The organism is Dyadobacter sp. CY312 (assembly GCF_021390535.1).
Lineage (GTDB): Bacteria > Bacteroidota > Bacteroidia > Cytophagales > Spirosomataceae > Dyadobacter.
Window position 1 is genome coordinate 26648 of record NZ_JAJUXG010000013.1, and the last position, 18761, is coordinate 45408.

At 43.1% G+C, this 18761-nt stretch carries 15 protein-coding genes; 5 read left to right on the forward strand and 10 right to left on the reverse strand.

The features are described from left to right. Positions 1-3: 3 nt before the first annotated feature. Together LZG71_RS18530 and LZG71_RS18535 are read left to right on the forward strand one after the other, a co-directional pair. Entirely contained in the window at positions 4-597 is a 594-nt protein-coding gene (locus LZG71_RS18530) for a tRNA-(ms[2]io[6]A)-hydroxylase (protein ID WP_233822834.1), read from the forward strand. A 45-nt stretch (positions 598-642) separates the two neighbouring features. Then, entirely contained in the window at positions 643-3555 is a 2913-nt protein-coding gene (locus LZG71_RS18535; RefSeq protein WP_233822836.1) for a PD-(D/E)XK nuclease family protein, read from the forward strand. Between the two features lie 411 nt (positions 3556-3966). Here LZG71_RS18535 and LZG71_RS18540 read toward each other — a convergent pair whose 3' ends face one another. The 10 genes from LZG71_RS18540 to LZG71_RS18585 all read right to left on the reverse strand — a co-directional run bounded on the left by LZG71_RS18540 (position 3967) and on the right by LZG71_RS18585 (position 14821). Then, a complete protein-coding gene (locus LZG71_RS18540; protein ID WP_233822838.1) occupies positions 3967-5070 on the reverse strand; it encodes a sialidase family protein in 1104 nt (367 codons plus the stop codon). A gap of 69 nt (positions 5071-5139) precedes the next feature. Continuing rightward, on the reverse strand, positions 5140-6327 hold the full coding sequence (locus LZG71_RS18545) for a two-component regulator propeller domain-containing protein (RefSeq protein WP_233822840.1): 1188 nt from the start codon (positions 6325-6327) through the stop codon (positions 5140-5142). 172 nt (positions 6328-6499) lie between these two features. Next, complete coding sequence (locus LZG71_RS18550) at positions 6500-7483, reverse strand: 2-hydroxyacid dehydrogenase (RefSeq protein WP_233822842.1); 984 nt, start codon at positions 7481-7483, stop codon at positions 6500-6502. A 184-nt stretch (positions 7484-7667) separates the two neighbouring features. Further along, entirely contained in the window at positions 7668-11621 is a 3954-nt protein-coding gene (locus tag LZG71_RS18555) for an Ig-like domain-containing protein (RefSeq protein WP_233822844.1), read from the reverse strand. Between the two features lie 40 nt (positions 11622-11661). Continuing rightward, entirely contained in the window at positions 11662-11970 is a 309-nt protein-coding gene (locus LZG71_RS18560) for a DUF6916 family protein (protein ID WP_233822846.1), read from the reverse strand. Beyond that, complete coding sequence (locus LZG71_RS18565; RefSeq protein WP_233822848.1) at positions 11952-12449, reverse strand: GNAT family N-acetyltransferase; 498 nt, start codon at positions 12447-12449, stop codon at positions 11952-11954. Before LZG71_RS18565 ends, LZG71_RS18560 begins: the two co-directional genes overlap by 19 nt. Before the next feature lie 30 nt (positions 12450-12479). Then, complete coding sequence (locus LZG71_RS18570; RefSeq protein ID WP_233822850.1) at positions 12480-12998, reverse strand: phage tail protein; 519 nt, start codon at positions 12996-12998, stop codon at positions 12480-12482. A 56-nt stretch (positions 12999-13054) separates the two neighbouring features. Continuing rightward, the gene (locus LZG71_RS18575; RefSeq protein WP_233822852.1) at positions 13055-13576 is read right to left on the reverse strand and encodes a phage tail protein; all 522 of its coding nucleotides are present in this window, start codon (positions 13574-13576) and stop codon (positions 13055-13057) included. Positions 13577-13621: 45 nt separating this feature from the next. Next, on the reverse strand, positions 13622-14137 hold the full coding sequence (locus tag LZG71_RS18580) for a phage tail protein (RefSeq protein ID WP_233822853.1): 516 nt from the start codon (positions 14135-14137) through the stop codon (positions 13622-13624). A 33-nt stretch (positions 14138-14170) separates the two neighbouring features. Beyond that, complete coding sequence (locus LZG71_RS18585; RefSeq protein WP_233822856.1) at positions 14171-14821, reverse strand: hypothetical protein; 651 nt, start codon at positions 14819-14821, stop codon at positions 14171-14173. A gap of 417 nt (positions 14822-15238) precedes the next feature. On the opposite strand from LZG71_RS18585, the gene LZG71_RS18590 reads away from it, so the two are divergent. From LZG71_RS18590 to LZG71_RS18600, 3 genes are read left to right on the forward strand one after another with little or no spacing between them, the layout of a single operon-like run. Beyond that, on the forward strand, positions 15239-16678 hold the full coding sequence (locus LZG71_RS18590; protein WP_233822858.1) for a DUF3526 domain-containing protein: 1440 nt from the start codon (positions 15239-15241) through the stop codon (positions 16676-16678). Continuing rightward, positions 16675-18066, forward strand: a complete 1392-nt coding sequence (locus tag LZG71_RS18595; protein ID WP_233822859.1) for a DUF3526 domain-containing protein — start codon at positions 16675-16677, stop codon at positions 18064-18066. The genes LZG71_RS18590 and LZG71_RS18595 overlap by 4 nt, the downstream gene beginning before the upstream one ends. Beyond that, positions 18059-18754, forward strand: a complete 696-nt coding sequence (locus LZG71_RS18600; RefSeq protein WP_233822861.1) for an ABC transporter ATP-binding protein — start codon at positions 18059-18061, stop codon at positions 18752-18754. The genes LZG71_RS18595 and LZG71_RS18600 overlap by 8 nt, the downstream gene beginning before the upstream one ends. The last annotated feature ends 7 nt before the right edge of the window (positions 18755-18761 follow it).

Below are 18761 nucleotides of genomic sequence, written 5' to 3' on the forward strand. Positions count from 1 at the left end.
ATTATGTCTTTAACCACCCTGGGGCTGGAACTTCCCACGGACCCGAGATGGGTCAATATCGCTGCCATGCAAATCGGTGATGTATTGATAGACCATGCCTATTGCGAGCAAAAAGCTGCATCAAGCTGCATATCTCTCATTGTTCATTATCCTGAAAAAGCCAAACTTGTTGAAACCCTTACGCCCATTGTAGCCGAAGAATGGGGACATTTTCAGAGGGTTTTGAAAGAATTAAAAAAGCGTAATATTCCGCTTGGCAGACAACGAAAAGACGAATACGTCGGTCAGCTTTTAAAACTGGTTCGAAACAAGGGCGATTATGAAGAAGCTTTGCTCGACCGCCTGCTGATTTGTGCCTTGATTGAGGCACGCAGTTGCGAACGCTTTAAATTACTTTCTGAATCGCTGGATGATGAACATCTGCAAAAATTTTACCGCGAACTGATGATTTCCGAAGCCGGTCATTACCGTACTTTTATTGAACTCGCGGAAGAATACATTCCTCAGGAGATTGTGAGGAACCGCTGGAAAGAATTACTTTACAACGAGGCCGAAATCATTCAGACACTTAGCCCGAGAGGCGATCGTATGCATTGATTTGTTCCCGAATCCTTCTTTTATTTCGCACTTACAGAAAACAAAATGCAAACTTTTCTTCAACACGTTGCTGCTCATATTTTCAAAAATCACCCTTCCGACCTCAGTGGAGTTACCATTGTGGTACCTACCCGAAGAGCGGCGTTTTTTGTGGTGCAGGAGCTTGCCAATGCCGCCACAGAGCCGGTAATGAGCCCAACTGTATTGGCTGTGGATGATTTTGTTGAAAGCATTTGTACGTTACAAATTGAAGATTCGGTTCACCTGCTTTTTGAACTGTACGAGACCTTCAAGGAAATAGATCCGGATATTGAATTCGACCGGTTTATGGGATGGGCGTCGGTTCTGCTGAGCGATCTGGACAAAATAGATCAGTATCTGGTTGATACCAATTACCTTTTCGATTATCTGTCTGAGGCCAGAGCGATAGATCGCTGGCAGGAGAGTTTACCTTCAGGTCGCACATTGCCAAGTGGAAACGGCACCAAACAGTACTTTTCACTTTTTGAAAATATAAAAAAAATATACGCCAGTTTTCGGGGCAGGCTTTTACTGAAAAACAAGGCTTACCGTGGAATGGCATATCGTCAACTGGCGGAGAACGTGAATTCTTTGCTGGTTTCGGGCACGGACTACGAAAAGATCTATTTCGCCGGATTTAATGCTTTCACTGAATCGGAAAAACGGATTGTGACAGCGCTGGTAAAAGCAGGAAAAGCGGAGACGATCTGGGATGCAGACTCATACTACATGAGTGCGAATACAGGCGTGGAGGCAGGGAAAAGCCTGAGAGAATATCAGAAAGACAAACGCTTCGGTACCGAGTGGAATCAAACCACCGATCACTTACTTACATCCGCAAAAAACATCACCTTATACGGTGTCCCCAATGCCACATTGCAGGCGAAAGTTGCGGGTGAGTTGTATAAAACGATGCGGGCAAACGACGACCCTGCCCAACCTGTGCTCACCGCGATTGTTTTGGCTGATGAAAACCTGCTGATGCCAATGCTTTATTCGCTGGACGAAGGCGTGACGGATCTCAACATCACCATGGGTCTTTCACTTCGAAGTTCTTTGCTTTACACGCTCATCGATAGTGTTTTCGAATTGCAGCAGAACGTTGTAGAATTCAGAAATAAAAGCGGCAAACTGGTACGCGTTCCCAAGTTTGGACATAAATCGGTGAGCAAGGTTTTAAATCATCCCTTTGTAAGGCATTACGAACACGTGATGCTGAAACCGGAAGACGACGGGCAAACGATCATTCAAAAGACGCTCAGAGAAATAACGGATCAGAACAGGGTTTTCCTGAGTTCGGAAGAGCTGATTGAGCTTGGAAACGGGCATGATCTGTTCAGGATATTGTTCAGCCATTGGCCGAAAAACGATTCTGGTAAAGTTTTGTCTTCATTTTACCAGCTGATCGATCTGCTGCGGGATGTGTATAAAGATTACAAAAACGCTTTGGAAACAGAGTATCTCTATCTTTTTTATACATTGTTAAAACAGTTTGAACAAACACTGGAAGAACGTTCCGAACTGATTACGCTGAAAACCCTGCGTTCATTTATGTTTGAACTTATCAGACAAACGCGCATTCCTTTCAGCGGCGAACCAGTAAGTGATCTTCAAATACTCGGAATGCTGGAAACCCGCGCCCTGGATTTTGAACGAATCATTGTTTTGTCAGTGAATGAAGGCATTTTACCTCAGGCGAAAAGACAAAATTCTTTAATTCCGTTTGATGCCGCTCAGGCAGTTGGGCTTCCTACACACCAGCATCAGGAGGCTGTGATGTCTTATCATTTTTATCATTTGATACAAAGGGCGAAGGAAATTCACATGCTGTATACCAGCACGACTGATGCGCCAGGAGGCGGCGAAAAGAGCAGGTTTATCAGGCAGGTGGAATACGAGCTGACACAGTATAATCCACTGATTAAAATTGAAAACAAGATCGTCGTTTTCGAGTCGGACAAACATGAAGAACCGGAAGAACTGGTTGTAAAAAATGAAGAAATCCTTACTTCAATTCGTCAATATCTGGCAGGAAAAGGCATTTACCCTACACATTTGAATGAATTCATTCGATGCTCTATGCAGTTTTACCTGAAACACATTGTGGGTGTACAGGAAAAAGAAGATGTGGAAGAAGAGCTGGGGATGGACAAAATCGGAACCTGGCTGCATGCTTCGCTGGAAACACTGGATAAAGAGTACTTCCTCAAAAGGAATGATCCATCCGAGGAAGAGATAAAAACAGTTCTGAAGGCACAGTTTGAGTACCTGTTCAGGGGTTATGTGACTGACATGGGACTCAACCGGATTTATTATCAGATCGGCGAGCAGCAGATACTGACCTTCCTGAAACACCACATGGAGCTAACGCCGCGACGCACCATACTCGCTGCCGAACAGGCGCTCCGGACCTCCATTAATCTGATTATTCAGGGAACAACTACGCCTGTTAACATTGGCGGAAAAATTGACCGCATTGAGCTGGATGAGAACGGAACACTGTATGTGATGGACTACAAAACGGGTAGTGTGGAGATTTCGGCAAAGCAAAAACTGGCCGATCCTGCCCAACGCGATGAAGTGCTGAGAACAGACGGCGACCGCAAAATGGGATACGTAAGGCAATTGTGGCTTTACGAATACCTGATGTACCGCAAAATGCTGGACGAAAAAGGATTAAAACTTCAAAACACCACATATGAATTTGGGAATCACCTGGTAAAATCGGGTTTCTACTCTTTCCGTGATCCCAAAAACCTGATTGCCAATCCGCTTGAACTAACAGAAGGCCTGGATACAAAACATTTCATTGCCAAATCGGAACTGCTCCTGACAGACATCCTCAACGACATGCTCGATCCCGATGTACCATTCCGGAAAACGGATGATTTGAACACTTGTGTTTACTGTGATTTTGTGGGGATTTGTGGAAGGTGATTTTGATATATAGGTGGTTGTTTTAGACGTCCGGTTAACGAATTATTTGGCTCATAATGATCACAGTGGGTAAAGTAATCTTGTAATTATCACAAATATCTGTTCACTGTCCGGTGCGGCCTTATGCAAATTAGACAACCGACTTGTTCGGCACCGTTAAAACAAAAAACTGTTTGACGACGATAGGAGGAGTTTTTTTTGTTAGGTGCTGAACAAGTCGATTGTCGTTAAGATTTGCATACAGCCTTGACTTTTTTTGTTACTTTTTTGTGTTAAGACAAAAAAGTAAAATACTAATTCGAGCCGAAAACCTACTTGAGTGATCAATTTTAAGTTACCCACAACAAATCATATAGAACCAAATATTTTCAAACTCAGCAATACACATTATTCCTGAGTTTGGAGTTGTTTTTAACATCCCTTATTTGGTATGACATACATTACGTTGCCCGAAACCGAAAAATTGAAGCCGAAATTTTCTATTTGAGGAAGTGATAGCTGTTCCCATGTTTTACCCATGTCAGATGAGCGGAATATACCATCTGTGCGACCACAAATTAAATATTTCCCCATTTGTTTGATTGATAAAATATCCGATAAAGATTGAAGTAAGCCAATTTTTCTCATTAATAAACTACCCCAGGAAGGCATGAGGTCTTCACCTATGGCATTCCAGGTTTTTCCATTATCCAATGAAATGTGTATGCTGTTCGTTTTGGTTAATGTGTTGTTTAATATAACAGCAAATCCTCCATCAATTCGTTCCACAGCAATACCAGCACCCCATTCATTGAGCACACGATCCCAGTTTTTACCATCATCGCCCGATCTTAATATTCCCTCTTTGCTGGTAGACAGAAGTACACCGTTTGACTCGACCAATTTCATTCCAGAATCTCCAACTTGGGTTGGTTTCCAGGTCTTTCCACTGTTAGTGGATCTGAAAAGAATGTTGTTGGAAGCAATGAAAACGGTGCCTCCGTCTGTTTCAAAAACGTTATGTACTATTTTCTCATTATAATTCCTGGTCATCCAATCTGTCGTTGTGTCTATGCGTATGGCCTGCTCCTGAAAAGTCGTGAACATGGGTGACCAATTACTCGTTCCATTTATTTTTTGTAAAAATTGCCCCCTGAAATCATAGGCAAGTATCCCATTCTTGCCAGCGGTAATGTACCGTTGTTTACCCGGAAAAATCTCTTTGGTCCAAAAGGCGGTTGTGTAGTTTGGTTCACTGTGATAAATCCCATTTCCTGCACGTAAGTAAAGCCCACTGTCATTTGTAAAGAAACCATCTCTCGCCACACCTTCTCTCTGCAACTTTTCGGGCAGTCCTTTGCTAATGTCCCGCCAGGTTTGTCCGCCATCAATAGACTTAAAAATGATGTTGGAAATCCCCGCTGATTTGCCCTCTTTTATTGGTTTCTTTTTTGCTTCCTTCTCTTTTATCACAAAAGAGTTTAGTACAAAAAATACCAGGAGGATTGCAGGAATAAACACAAGTAATTTTTTCATGTTTTTTTTATTTAAAGTAAAACCGTGTGAATAAATAATTAGCGAAAAAAGTAGGTGGAGCAATACACTTTATTTCTGCTTCTCTTTGTCTTTATTGTCTTTAAAGTCCGTTATCTTCTTTCCATCATAACGATACACTCCGCTCAAAGATCCAAACCAGATACTCCCATCCTCAGCTTCCAGAATCCCGCAGAGCATTTGGTCTATTGACATTATTTCGGTTACGATGGGCTTTTCATTGTATAGTGACTTTTGGTCATATCTTAAAAGTTTCCATGCTCCGACTCCATTTGGATGTACTGCACCGGTAGTCCAGATATTTCCTTTTTTATCTTCGATTATAGCAGAAGTACCCTTGTCATTAATTTTGATAAAAGCACTACCGCCTGTCCCGAGCGAAGGATCATAGCGCCAAAGTCCGGCTTTTACTACCAATCTATCGCCTTTTTTATCTTCGATTATCGTTGCACTGAACCAGATATTGCCCTTTTTATCTTCGGTAAAGCCCCATACGTTGTTGAAGGCTTTACCATCTTTATTTTTAAAAACGGTAAATGTTTTCCCTCCTGCCCCGAGCGGATCGGACCGCCGAGCAGACGAAGGGTCATAAAAACAGGCCTCGCCACGTGAGCCAATCCACAATTTTCCGGTTTTGTCTTCCATGATGGTAGTAATGCTGTTATTCGGAAGCCCGTCTTTTGTTGTAAAATTTTGAAAATAATTCCCTGCCCGTTGGGCGACGGTCCGTCTAGGGACTGCCCGTCTGGGATCGTAACGGCTTACTCCGCCTCCGGTGCCCAACCAGATAATACCAGCTTTGTCTTCATAAATAGACATAACGCTATTGCTGGCAAGTCCCTCCCTGGTTGTAAAATGTTGAAAGGATTTGCTCCCTGCCGAGGTGGTCGCCGCTGCGGCCGAAGGGTAATAGTAAACACCTGAATCAGTAGTAGCGACCCAAATATTTCCGCGCCGGTCTTCCAGGACATCCCAGTATCTAAGCGGACCTAGTTTACTTGTGAGATTAGTGAATGAGTTTCCCGCATACCGAAAGACACCAGCCAGTGATGCAGCAAGCAAAATGTTTCCGTTTCTATCCTGCTTTACATTCCGAACCATTGCGTTAGGCCGGTAGGAAATGACTGAGTCTTTGGTTGCAAATTTTTGATTGTCTTTTACAGTGTCAGTTTGATTTTGTCCACAGGAGGAACAAAAAACAATAATTAATAGGCCGCAGACGTGCAGGAGTTTGGTCATTTTCTTTTGTTTTCAAGAATCTGAACAAAGCTAAAATGCATTATCGCGGCGTCCGTTAAATACCCGTAAAAGAATGTTAACGAAATGTAAAAGTTGTTTGCGGGCTATTTCCCAACCACTATAATTGATAAACCTAATTCAAAAAATCGCTGTGAGACGGCGAGCGAGCTATCTACTCCACCCTATTCACCAGTTCGTCCCCATTTACAAAGGCGTCTATATTTTTGAAAGAAGTCACGGCAATTTGCTCCATGGCCTCGCGGGTAAAAAAGCCTTGGTGCGAAGTAATGAGTACATTTGGGAAGGAGATAAGTCGTGCGATCTGATCGTCCTGAATAACGTCCTCGGAAAAATCTCTGAAAAACAGGCTAGCTTCCTGTTCGTATACATCCAGTCCCAAAGCACCTAAGAGTCCGCTTTTGAGAGCTTCTATTACATCCCCCGTCTTTACTAATCCACCGCGACTTGTATTGATCAGCATGGCTCCCGGTTTAAACAGTTTCAAGGTTTCTGTATTGATCAAATGATGCGTACTTTCCAGCAATGGGCAATGAAGCGATACGATATCCGCTTCGGCAAGGGTTTCTTCCAAAGTTCCGTAATTCACGCCAAGTTCCTTCAAAGATTCATCGGGTTTGACATCGTAGGCAGCAATTTTACAGCCAAAACCTTTCAGGATCATACAAAAAGCTTTGCCAATAGCACCTGTGCCAATCACGGCAACTTTCCGTTCGTGCAGGTTGAAACCCATCAGTTTTTCCAGAGAAAAATTTCCTTCACGAATCCGATTGTAAGCTTTGTGTGTTTTCCGGTTGAGTGTGAGAATGAGCGCCATAGCATGTTCGGCAACGGCTTCCGGCGAATAGGCAGGAACACGCACCACAGTAATATTGCGCTCTGCTGCTCCTTTAACATCCACGTTGTTAAAACCTGCGCAACGCAGCACAATTAGCTTTACACCATTCGACGCCAGCACATCGAGAATAACTTCGTTCACCAGATCATTAACAAAAACACATACAGCATCAAAACCGTTTGTAAGTGAGGCAGTCTGCTCATTCAGCGGAACTTCCAGGTAAGAAATTTCATGACCTGTATTGAACTCGTTAAGAAACTGCTTGTCGTAAGCCTGGGTACTGAATGTTGCTATTTTCATATTGTTGAGGTGTAAGGTGACTCACATCCAATTTAAACATTGTATTTTGGTTTTGACCGGAAATACGAATTTTACATTCGATTGCACAGGCTATTTGTAACCATTCAACAAAAAATAACCTGATTGACACATTTGCATGTGTCAATCAGGTTACCGGAATTTTAATACATTTTAAAATTCGCTTTTATCTCATAATTACAAACTTATAGCTTGATACAGTTCCGTTCTTTTGTTTAACCCGAACAATGTAAGTACCTGTTTTAAAGTCTTTCACACTTACTTTTTCTGATGGCTGTTTGCCCGATTTGTACATCAGGCTACCACCGTTGTTATATATTTCTACGGTTGCAACGTTTTTCCAATCTTTGGTACTGATACGAAGTTCATCCGAAACCGGATTTGGGTACAGTATCATTTGATGTTGCTCGTCAAAACGCACGCTCACAATACGGCTGTAAGCAAATGTTTCATCTCTGTCAATCATTTTCAGACGATACAGATTCTCAGCATTGGCTGCACCGATTAGTACCGGACTATTATCTGTGTAGCTGTAAGGAATCACTGCAACACTTTCACCTTTTGCTTTCACCGTTCCAAGTTGTTCCCAATTATTACCGTTGGTACTGCGTTGTATTTCAAATCTGTCACTATTAGTTTCGGCAGTTGTTTTCCAGTTCAGAATGGTCGTGTTAAGCTCTTTTCTGGCAGAGAAATTAACCAGGGTTACAGGTAGCGCCTTGCAATTCACTGTTACAGTGAAAGATGAAGCAGCATCAGTTCCCAGACCGTTGCTTGCAAGCACCGAAACAGTTGTAACCCCTTCGGGGAAATTATATGGGAATGTGATTGGCGATCCATTCACGCTGTATGTTACAGTAGATGCGGGACAACTGGCGGCAACCGCAGTAAATGTTTCGCCCGACACGCAGTTTTCTCCTTCCAAATCCCGAACTGCATTGGCAGGAACGGAAGTTAAAACCGGTGCTGAAACAACATTTGTAACCGTTGGATCTGTGGAGCCAGCCTGTGCAACATCATCAGTCAGTATTTCGCTGAAACCATCGCCAGTAATTTTTCCCTGATTGGAAACCGTACAGGTACCAGCCGGTATGTTACTGTTGATCGTTACCTTAAACTTGATGACCACACTCTGGTTAGCGGGGATATTAAAACCACTTCCTCCCCCATCTACCAGTACCGTTTCACCAGCCAGCGACGCCGAAGTTCTGGCAGCTGGTTTGGTTGTTATTTTGTTTGCTACAAGTCCTTCTGTATTTTCAACAGGTTTAGCGGTTTGTTCTTCCAAGACTGGTACAGCCTGGTTTTCACTTTTCACCTCAGGGGCTTCTTCAACTTTCGCAGCTGCGATCCGGGCATTGGGCAGATCAGTATTGGTCGGCACCTCACAGGTAACTCCATAGGTAAATACACCGGTACCAGTAGAAGTGACCGTTCCCGCTGTATTGCCATTACCATTCCATACATTCTGAAATGTACTTCCCCCACCTTGCAATAGTATTTGTGTTCCGGGATTACCAGCGTGCGCGGGTGTTGCAGATCTCACTCTCGCTATTCCAGCAGCACCTATACTGCCTGCGGGAACGGTATTATATGAAATAGCCGCACATACTTTTCCGTAATAATCATAGGAGACAGATCCAGAATTAGCACTACCAATTGCATTCACATCAATGTTGTATAAACTTGAAGAAGGATTTAGCCCAATGATATTATTGGTAATGGTTGCATCTACTCTGCCAGCATTAAGGGAAGCTGATTCTGCCTTGATACCACTGTCAAAAGTTACCCCATTAATGTTATTGTTGTTGATTCGTACCACAGCCTTGGCCAGACGATTGCCCGTAAGTCCCTCTGCGCGTGCAGCAATTCCGGCTCCACTCCCACCATTAGATGTAATTGTGTTTCCATCGACAGTTCCTTCTCCAAAACTATCCTGATAGAAAAATAAATTAATGGCAGTGCCATTTTTGGCCTTCACTGTATTGTTTTTAACATTAAATTTCAAAATGGAGGTACCACTTCCGGCAATATCGATACCAGTTCCAACGTCATTTGGAGAAACAGTAACATTGGTAGGATCAAATTCCGATTGCAGAATGTCGGCCTTAATTATAGAGCTACCATTTGCATAAACCGCTACACCCGCTCCCTGGTTTTTGAGAAACCTGCTGTTATTGACAACCCTCAGCGACATGTCTGACGTTCCCCATCCTTCAAAAAGCAATCCTGTTGAATTGAGTGCATTTTCAAATACTGAATTATCGACGGTTAGCATAGACAGATTGGTATCAGTATTTCTGAAATAAGCCGCTCTGCCCGATGGGAATGAAAGCGTTGAGTTCAAAATTGTACTAGCCCCTTTTGTATTTACGGCATAAATACAGCCTTCTTCCGCTGAACCTGACGTACCGCAATTGGTTAACGTGCTTTCTGTCAGAGCAAAATCAGACACTCCTTTAAGGTTAATTCCCTGTTGTACTGTTGTTCCGGAAACCGATATCCCTTCAAGCGTTAATCCGGTTACATTATTGGCATAAATTGCAGCATTGGAACCAGCATTATCTCCATTCGTAACTGGTGTACCTCCGCTTGTATTAGCACTGGCGAAATTCATGTGTTTTAATGAAATTCCACTTGCTTCACGAAACTCTGCTCCACGTTGTGAAATATTATTAATTACACCTCCTGAACCGGCAGAACCATTTCCGTTTACTACAAAACTTCCTGATGTATTTTCGACTTTAATCCCTGTTGTGGTATTTGCCGAACTCAGCGCTGTTAACTGCAAGCCAAGCGTCAGTTTTTCTGCAATACTCTTTCCTGCAATCGTAACGGCAGCTGCATTGGCCGCAGCTATTGTACCCGACGACGCTGCCAAACTACCTGTTGCAGCGCTTATTGAAATTCCCGCCGAGCCTGTCACATTGGAAGAGATGGATGTAAAAACAGCATCAAGCACCCCATTGGATAATAGCAACGCTGATCCATCGCCAGACAAGGCAACGTCTTTCACCGCGAGCGTTCCAAAATTATTACCGGTTATTTTTCTGCCCGTTGTAGCTGTAATATTTAACCCACGAATGGTATTGCCATTGGCCAGAGTAACAGCGTTCGTATTTGCGGTGGTTGTTTTAAGAATAGGAGCAGTTCCTGCGGTGGAGGGTAGTTTATTCGTTCCGGAAGGGGAAGCATACCCTGTTATTGTACCTAATGTAGCCTGCGCACCCTGACCGATCAGTTTCTGGCCATTTCTTAGCGAAATACCTGCTTCGTAATCACCCGTTCCTGTATAAATAAAAATGTTATCGTCGTTTGTAGCAGCAGGACTCGTTCCTGTATTGACCGCCTGAAAAGCCCCAATAGATTTAAAAGGTCTTTGCACAGAACCATTCTCACCAGTGGCAGTGGATGCCGAATTGATAAACCAGATCTTCCCGGCAATGTTAATGGTAACTGCCGCGGTTGCTGTCATTCCGGAGCCGTTACCGATTGTGTAATCGAATGAATCATTTCCTGTATATCCAACCGGAGCTTCATATGTAAATGCACCAGTGACAGGGTTCAATGTTACAATTCCTCCCTGTGCGGTGATGATGGGTGACAGAGTTGAAATTACCAAAGCAGCGCCACCAGGACTTACATCATTGGCTAACACTCCCTGCGTACCAGGAATGTCTAACCCAACGTTTCCGATGGTGTTGTAATTATCATTTTGTGCCAATGGCCCTGCAATCAAAGAATTGGGAACCAGGGTCGTATTAACATCCAGTACGTCTTCAAAAATAACACCGGTAGCATCCGTCCCCCCATTGGAAATGGTTACTGTGTATTCCAGCTCATCTCCCGCCGAAGCTCCGGTCAAACCCTGATCATTCGTGAGAACATAAGCATTTGTAGCTGTGATCAATGGTGCCAGAAGAATTTTATTGGTGCCAGTTTTATTTAACTCAGGCAAATACACTGGCTGTATCGGCCTTTTGCTTTGGTTTTTTGCAGAAGTCATCTGCACATTACTGCCTTGAACATCATACTCCACAGCCACTTTTGAGACCGGAAGTGTGGTGATACCAGCAATAACAAGACCGGTAAGAAGGAGGGATAGATAGAGGTTTTTCATAATAACGTTAAAGGCTGAGACATTATAAGCGCATCAAAAATCAGGAGAAAACTGCCTCGTATTTCATGCCATCGGGATCAGGACCTATGGGTACCAGAAAAACATCCAGATTACCAATCGTGTGATTTTCCATTACGTACATTCCCTGAGGAAAACCGTTGAGCGTGCCTACCGTTTTAAATACCAGTGAAAAGGGCAACCTTTCGAGCGGGGAAAAACTCTTAAATTCTGTCACCTGGATCAGCTTGGTGGTGATCACCATATCCGGTGCCAAATGAACACTAAAATTTTCGTCCTTACAGGCAGCAAAATCCTGACTGGTGAGCATTCTCAAATCGTATTTTTCCATTCCATTAAATGATATACTCCGTTGGTTTCACTAATCATTTTAAATCCAAGCCTTTCGTAAAGTTTTTTGGCAGGATTAAAACTTTCTACATGTATACTTAGCGGCCGATCCAGCTCAGTTGCTTTGACCATAAGATCTTTAAAAATTCCGGATCCTATCCCTTCATTTTGCCAACTTGGTAAAATAGCAATGTCGATGACCCTTACCGTACTTTCTGCATTATTCCAATCCACATACAACCTTCCTATTGGTTGTTCATCTTTTATCAAAAGCCAGAAATCCGCACCTATATAATTATTCTGATAATAAGTATGTTGTGCATTAAACTGTTGCATTAAAAATGCCTTTTTAATTTCAGCAGACCAGTGCGTAACAACTTCCAGTTCCTTCTTCCTGGTACTGGAATAGATGTCGAACAACACAAGCATATCAGCCTCGTCTATCCTTTTTAACTGTATTGTATTATCTGTTAATTTCAATGACCTGTCGTGTTAGGATATTGATAGCTACTACCAGCGTGGCGGAAATATTCCCTGCAAGGCAATGCTAAAATTGCAGACTAAATAAGGTTGCATATTATTGTGCGGCAGCCCACCTCCGCTGGGTAACAACTGATTGGGAGACATATTCACGGTAGGTGTACCGGCAACATATACCTGAGCGCCAGTGGAAATGGCAATGCTGTTGCCACCACCCGACCTCACCTCGCCAGGTTCTGTAGCCACTTTTACTCCATGCGAATGCACAGGAATTTCGGATTGAAGCAAACTGACTACCTCCTCACCTCCGGTTTCGCCAAGGTCATGTAAGGAAAGCCCTTGTCCCTGACCCGGATGCATGGGTACTGATCCTTGCAAATTGGGCAGAGCGAAAGTCGATTTCCCATCCCCTCCATAAGTGGTACCCAGAAGAGAAAATAGAGCCGTGTTCTGAGCTAACGGCATGATTTGTCCATCACAAAATGCCCAACCTTTAGGTGCAAAATTAAAAGGAAAGATCCTGATCTCTGCCACAAATTGATCCGCCATATCTATTGAGTTTCGTATTAAAATAAATAATCTGCTTCGTTAACATTTAACCAGTTTCAACCCTGTGATGGAAAGACTCCAAAAAGCGAAATAATGAAATTAATACACAAGTAAGGTTGAAAATTGGAATGCGGTTGACTCCCACCCCTTGCTTCAATAGTAGCCGGATGCATGGTTGTATTTCCAGGAGGATCTCCGAAAAAAACGGTTGCTTGCGACGACACACCCAACACGGCATTTGCCGGCGACGAAAGGTTGGCAATCGCTTCTGAGACTACCATAGGATGTGAATGAGCAGGTATTTGATTCGTGGTCAAAGTAACCTGCTCTACGCCGCCAGCCTCTGCAAAAGTACGAGGCGACAGCCCCTGGCCTGTACCATGATGTATAGGAGTCCGTCCTTGTAAATCGGGCAAGTTAAATGTGGTTTCTCCGTCGCCTCCGTAGGTTGTTCCAATAAGTTGAAACAACACCTCATTCTCGCTTATGGGCATTTCCTGCCCTTCGCAAAACAACCAACCACTCGGTGGGAAATTGCCCGCAAACATTCTTATTTCTCCAACAAAAGGCAGTGCCATAACGTAAGTTTTTCAAGTTTTAAAATGGTACCCTATCGAGATGCATTAGTACGCAAAAGGGAAGATACCCTGCAAAGCAATACAAAAATTAACCGTCAGAAAGGGCTGCATGTTAACATGTGGCTGGTTTCCACCAGCATTGGAAACGGTCGTTTGAGATAGCGGCACCACATTATTTTGAGAACTCTGGTAAAGATTGGCAGGCTTTGAATTTGAAAATGAATTACCTGCGGGATTGCTCACATTAGAGGCGGTACTTCCATTGTCAATCGCTTTAACGGAATGATTGTGTGTCGGTAATTCTGATATCGTCAGCGTATGTACTTCCTGCCCCGCCCGTTCACCAATCGTATGTCCATTACCTCGGTGCATGGGCACTCGTCCCCGGTAGTCAGGTAAAGCAAAGATTGTCAGTCCATCTCCGCCAAATGTAGTTCCCAGCAGTGAGAACAAGGCCTGATTTTGACCAATTGCCATAAGCTGTCCACTGCAATGAGCCCAACCTCTGGGTGGAAAGTTGAAGCCAAAAATTCGTATTTCGGATAGGAAAGGTTCTGCCATAATATGAAGTTTAACACATTTTAATATTGAAAATTAGGCCAGAATACCAGCTTCAAAGTAATTTCTATTCGTAAAAATCTTCGCGACCAATGGTGTTTCTCCTTTTATAAGTTTAAAATCCAGCGTGGTGCCTTCATTCCCAATTTTCACCAACAAATCCATTTTACCCCCAACAGTTGCAATTCGTCCCGGGCTGTAAGATTTTAAAGATGTAAATACCGGCATAATCAGACTGGCGAGTTCTTGATGTGATTGAGTCTTCGCCAATTCACCTGAGGCCTGCTTAATGGCATCGAAATGATAGCCAGAAAACGTGGTACAATGCTGCCAGTTGCCAGTTAGATTCTTACGAAAGAATAATCCGCTGATATCTAAAAATCCTGTTTCACGATTTTTCAGAACGAGTGGAAACATGGCCATTTCATTACCATCAAGCAAGTAGAACTTACGGTTCAGGTTGCGGTATCCTAATGAAATTAGACTTCGAGATTTTTCTGTATAAACTGCTTCGAGTTGTTGGTCATCCAGGAAAACGAGGTTTTGAGCGATCGCTCCGGAAATACTAATATAACTTAGGAAGTTCTGTTCCTGTGAGGATGAAGAATTCAAAAAAACGGCTGCCCTGGATTGTATCATTACACCCAAACTTAGCGTCGAGGCCGCCAAAAAGTTTCTTCGTTTCATAGAGTAGAGGTTTTGGTTACAATGATAATACTTTCCAGTCAAACAGTAGTTCCAAATAGTAAAAAATACCAATTAGTTATATGAATATTTGAGGAATACACCTTACATGTTTCACACTTATACTAAAAACATATTCTCTATTAATCAAAATAGCTACTAACTTCTAGCCACAATTTATTACTCAAATTCTTTGTAATCGTACTACTCTCTTATCGAATTCGCCTCAATTCGACCATCCCTTTTCAAAATTAATTTCACCATGTGAACTACGAATTCGATCTAAAATTTCTAATATTGCAACATTGTTGCAAATTAACAAAGTGACAGTTTGGCAAATTCTGCATGATTTGCACTTGATTCCTTCACGACTTTGGAAGGGAAATTTTTAGGACAGAACAGCTCAACAACCATTAATTTATGCAGTTCAAATTCATCAGGATTATTGCCAGACAAGAATGGAGTTCCGTCTTTCGAAGCAAGGTTCCGCTTGCCCTATACGCAGTACTTCTTGCAGTAAGCTTACTCGCCACTTTCACAGGATGGCAATACGTCAGCAAATTCAACCAGCAGCAGACAGCCGCCCGTGAAGAAGTACACGACCACTGGATGAACCAGCCCGAAAGGCATCCGCACCGTGTAGCGCATTACGGCTATCTCGTTTTCCGTGAAAAGTCACCGCTCAGTTTCTTCGATTTCGGTTTGGACAGCTATGTCGGAAATTCCGTTTTTCTTGAAGCACATCGACAAAATACCGTCAACATGAGTGAAGCTGGTTTTTCCAACGGTATGCTTCGTTTTGGAGAACTGAGCATGGCTATGGTGTTGCAGTTGCTGGTTCCGCTGTTCATTATTTTTATAGGTTTTCACACCGTATCAGGACTGAAACAAAACGGTGTTCTCAAAATTCTTCTATGCCAGAGGGCTACCTATTTTGATATTCTTTTGGGCAAAACCATTGGACTCACGGCGGTGACGTGGGTACTCTTTTTACCTCTGCTCCTGCTCAGTTTGTTTGCCGGGATTGTTTCGCTTTCCAACGGAATCAATACGGAAAGTTTCTTGCGTGTCGGGCTGATTCTTTTGCTTTACGGTTTGTATTTTTTGATCATAACCACCATTGTTGTAGCCATTTCTGCCATGAGTTCCACAGCCAAAAATGCGTTGATGGTACTAGTATTGGTATGGATTCTGTTTTTTATTGTAGTTCCAAAAAGTGCCCAAACTCTTGGCAACAGTCTCTATGCTGCTCCCGACAAAATCGCATTTGAACAGGCAATAGAGGCTGACGTAAGCAAAGAAGGCGACAGCCACGATCCGGATGATCCGCATTTTTCCCAACTCAAAGCTGAAACTTTAAAGAAATACGGTGTGGATTCTATTCAGGCCCTACTAGTCAATTATGGGGCCTTGGTGATGCAGGAAGGTGAAAACATTACGTCCCGTATTTTCAACAAACATTACGATAAATTGATCAGCACCTACAAAGCGCAGAATTCAATATCCTCAATTTTAGGCTTTGCAGATCCTTATCTGGCCATACGCAATATATCTATGAACCTCTCGGGCACGGACTTCGATACATTCAGTGCGTTCCAAAAGCAAACAGAGAAATACCGTTTCGAAAAAACGAAAAGTATCAATGAGATCCACTTAACCCAGATCAAATTCGAGAACGACCGTAACCAAAAAGTGAGCACCGAAAACTGGAAAAAACAAGCTGAATTTGTTTTTCAACCTGTATCCATTAAGGACAATCTGGCCAACGGGATGCTTAGCCTTAGCGCACTGATCGCTTGGGTAATCGCTGGCTTCTTTGCCTTAAAATCTATTTCTTCCAAACGCTCCTACCAACTATGAAAATCAGTAAAAAAGTATTGTTTCTGGAAGCTAAAAACTTCCTCCTGGGCAAAACCGTACTGATCGGCGCAATTAGTCTGGTGCTCTTTGGCATATACGGATTTTACCATGGCAGCCAGGTAATTGAGCGTCAGCAGAAAACCATCAGCTCCGTTCCCGAAGTGCATAAGAGCCATTTGGATGTCGTGGTTGAGCACGGAAAAGGCAAAACGGCGGGTTCAACGGCCTATTATCCTTTTTTCTATACTACCAATCCGGCTTCGCCCTGGGCAAAGTTTTCCATCGGGCAAAGAGACATTAATCCGTTTTCGCTCAAAGTAAAAATGCTGGCCATTGAGGGGCAACTCTATGATTCGGAACTTACAAACCCACTGACCCTGCTCGTTGGAAATCTGGATGCGTCTTTCGTTTTTATATTCCTTTTCCCTTTACTGATTATTGCTTTTACGTACAATACCATTTCCGAAGAACAGGAAAATGGCGTTTGGAAAATTGTCCGTACCACCACAGAAAGTATCAAATCAGCGATTATCAATAAGCTTTTGGTTCGTTTGCTTGTTGTATTGGGCACGTCAGTCCTGCTATTTCTCGCAGCGGTTATATACCTGCAACTTCCTTTCTCCTACCCTACTTTTCAGCTCGGCGCTGTGCTGCTGCTGTATGTTATTTTCTGGTTTATGGTAGCTGTGTTGGTCATTTCTCTTGGCAAGGGTTCATCTTTTAACGCCACTACCCTGGTTTCAATATGGATATTTCTCTGCATCCTGTTTCCCGGAATTGCCAATATTGTGGTCAACAACAGCATCCCTGTTCCAGAGGCGGCGGAAACGACGATTAAACAGCGGGAAGGTTATCATGAAAAGTGGGATTTGCCCAAGAAACCCACCATGGAAAAGTTTTATGCCTTGTATCCTCAATATCGCAAATACCCGATTCCGGAAGATCAGTATTCACCCGGCTGGTATTATGCCATGCAACTTTCAGGTGACCTGGAATCGGCTGGTTCTTCTGCGAAGCTTTTTGAAAAATTGGATCAAAGGCAATTACTCTCTGAAAACATTGCTGGACTGAATCCGGTGATCGCTGCCCAGCAGCTTTTGAACAAAATTGCAAACACCGATCTGAGCAGTCACATTCGCTATTTGCAATCGGTAAAAGAGCACCACAGGCATGTGCGTGAATATTTTTATCCTTTCATTTTTGAAAATACGCTCACAGAAAACTTAAACTGGAATGGCTACCCTGCATACGAGCCCGCTGGTTATTCGCAGGACTCACTGACCAAAGGTGTGCTGGCGGTTTCTGTTTGGTCGGTGCTGACACTGCTGATTTCTATCTTATTGTTCAAAAGAAATTTCATTTCTATTAAAGACTCTCAAAATGCTTGAAGCTAAAAATCTGACTAAAAAATACGGCACTCACACTGCCCTCAACAATCTGAATCTGACCATTAAAGAAGGAGAAATTTTCGCCTTACTTGGACAAAACGGTGCGGGTAAAACGACTACGATCAATCTGTTTCTGGGGTTTATTGAACCTACGGAAGGCTCTGCTTCCATCAATGGCATTTCGGTTGCCGAAAATCCGCAGGAGATTAAAAAGTATCTGGCCTATATCCCTGAAACGGTGATGCTTTACCCAAACCTTACGGGACTGGAAAATCTGGAATATTTCTCCTTGTTGGCAGGATTTGAATATTCTAAAAAAGAACTCGGAGAATTATTGACATCAGCCGGGTTACACTCGCAGGCTTTTGACCAAAGGTTGGCCGGATACTCAAAAGGCATGCGTCAGAAAGTGGGTATCGCCATTGCTGTCGCAAAAAAAGCGAAGGTGCTTTTGCTCGACGAACCAACGAGCGGATTGGACCCAAAAGCTTCAAACGAATTTTCCGAAATACTCAAAACACTTGCTGCAAGCGGCACTGCCATCTTAATGGCAACACACGACATTTTCCGGGCAAAAGAAGTAGCCACAAGAGTCGGGATTATGAAAGAAGGAAATCTTGAATCGGTGATTAATGCGGGTGATATATCTGCAAATGAGCTGGAACAGTTGTATCTGCAAACGGTTTAGAAACAAC

Coding starts and splice junctions, on each gene's coding strand:
- LZG71_RS18530 (WP_233822834.1), top strand. CDS start 4: ATGTCTTTAACCACCCTGGGGCTGGAACTTCCCACGGACCCGAGATGG.
- LZG71_RS18535 (WP_233822836.1), top strand. CDS start 643: ATGCAAACTTTTCTTCAACACGTTGCTGCTCATATTTTCAAAAATCAC.
- LZG71_RS18540 (WP_233822838.1), bottom strand. CDS start 5,070: ATGAAAAAATTACTTGTGTTTATTCCTGCAATCCTCCTGGTATTTTTT.
- LZG71_RS18545 (WP_233822840.1), bottom strand. CDS start 6,327: ATGACCAAACTCCTGCACGTCTGCGGCCTATTAATTATTGTTTTTTGT.
- LZG71_RS18550 (WP_233822842.1), bottom strand. CDS start 7,483: ATGAAAATAGCAACATTCAGTACCCAGGCTTACGACAAGCAGTTTCTT.
- LZG71_RS18555 (WP_233822844.1), bottom strand. CDS start 11,621: ATGAAAAACCTCTATCTATCCCTCCTTCTTACCGGTCTTGTTATTGCT.
- LZG71_RS18560 (WP_233822846.1), bottom strand. CDS start 11,970: ATGGAAAAATACGATTTGAGAATGCTCACCAGTCAGGATTTTGCTGCC.
- LZG71_RS18570 (WP_233822850.1), bottom strand. CDS start 12,998: ATGGCGGATCAATTTGTGGCAGAGATCAGGATCTTTCCTTTTAATTTT.
- LZG71_RS18575 (WP_233822852.1), bottom strand. CDS start 13,576: ATGGCACTGCCTTTTGTTGGAGAAATAAGAATGTTTGCGGGCAATTTC.
- LZG71_RS18580 (WP_233822853.1), bottom strand. CDS start 14,137: ATGGCAGAACCTTTCCTATCCGAAATACGAATTTTTGGCTTCAACTTT.
- LZG71_RS18585 (WP_233822856.1), bottom strand. CDS start 14,821: ATGAAACGAAGAAACTTTTTGGCGGCCTCGACGCTAAGTTTGGGTGTA.
- LZG71_RS18590 (WP_233822858.1), top strand. CDS start 15,239: ATGCAGTTCAAATTCATCAGGATTATTGCCAGACAAGAATGGAGTTCC.
- LZG71_RS18595 (WP_233822859.1), top strand. CDS start 16,675: ATGAAAATCAGTAAAAAAGTATTGTTTCTGGAAGCTAAAAACTTCCTC.
- LZG71_RS18600 (WP_233822861.1), top strand. CDS start 18,059: ATGCTTGAAGCTAAAAATCTGACTAAAAAATACGGCACTCACACTGCC.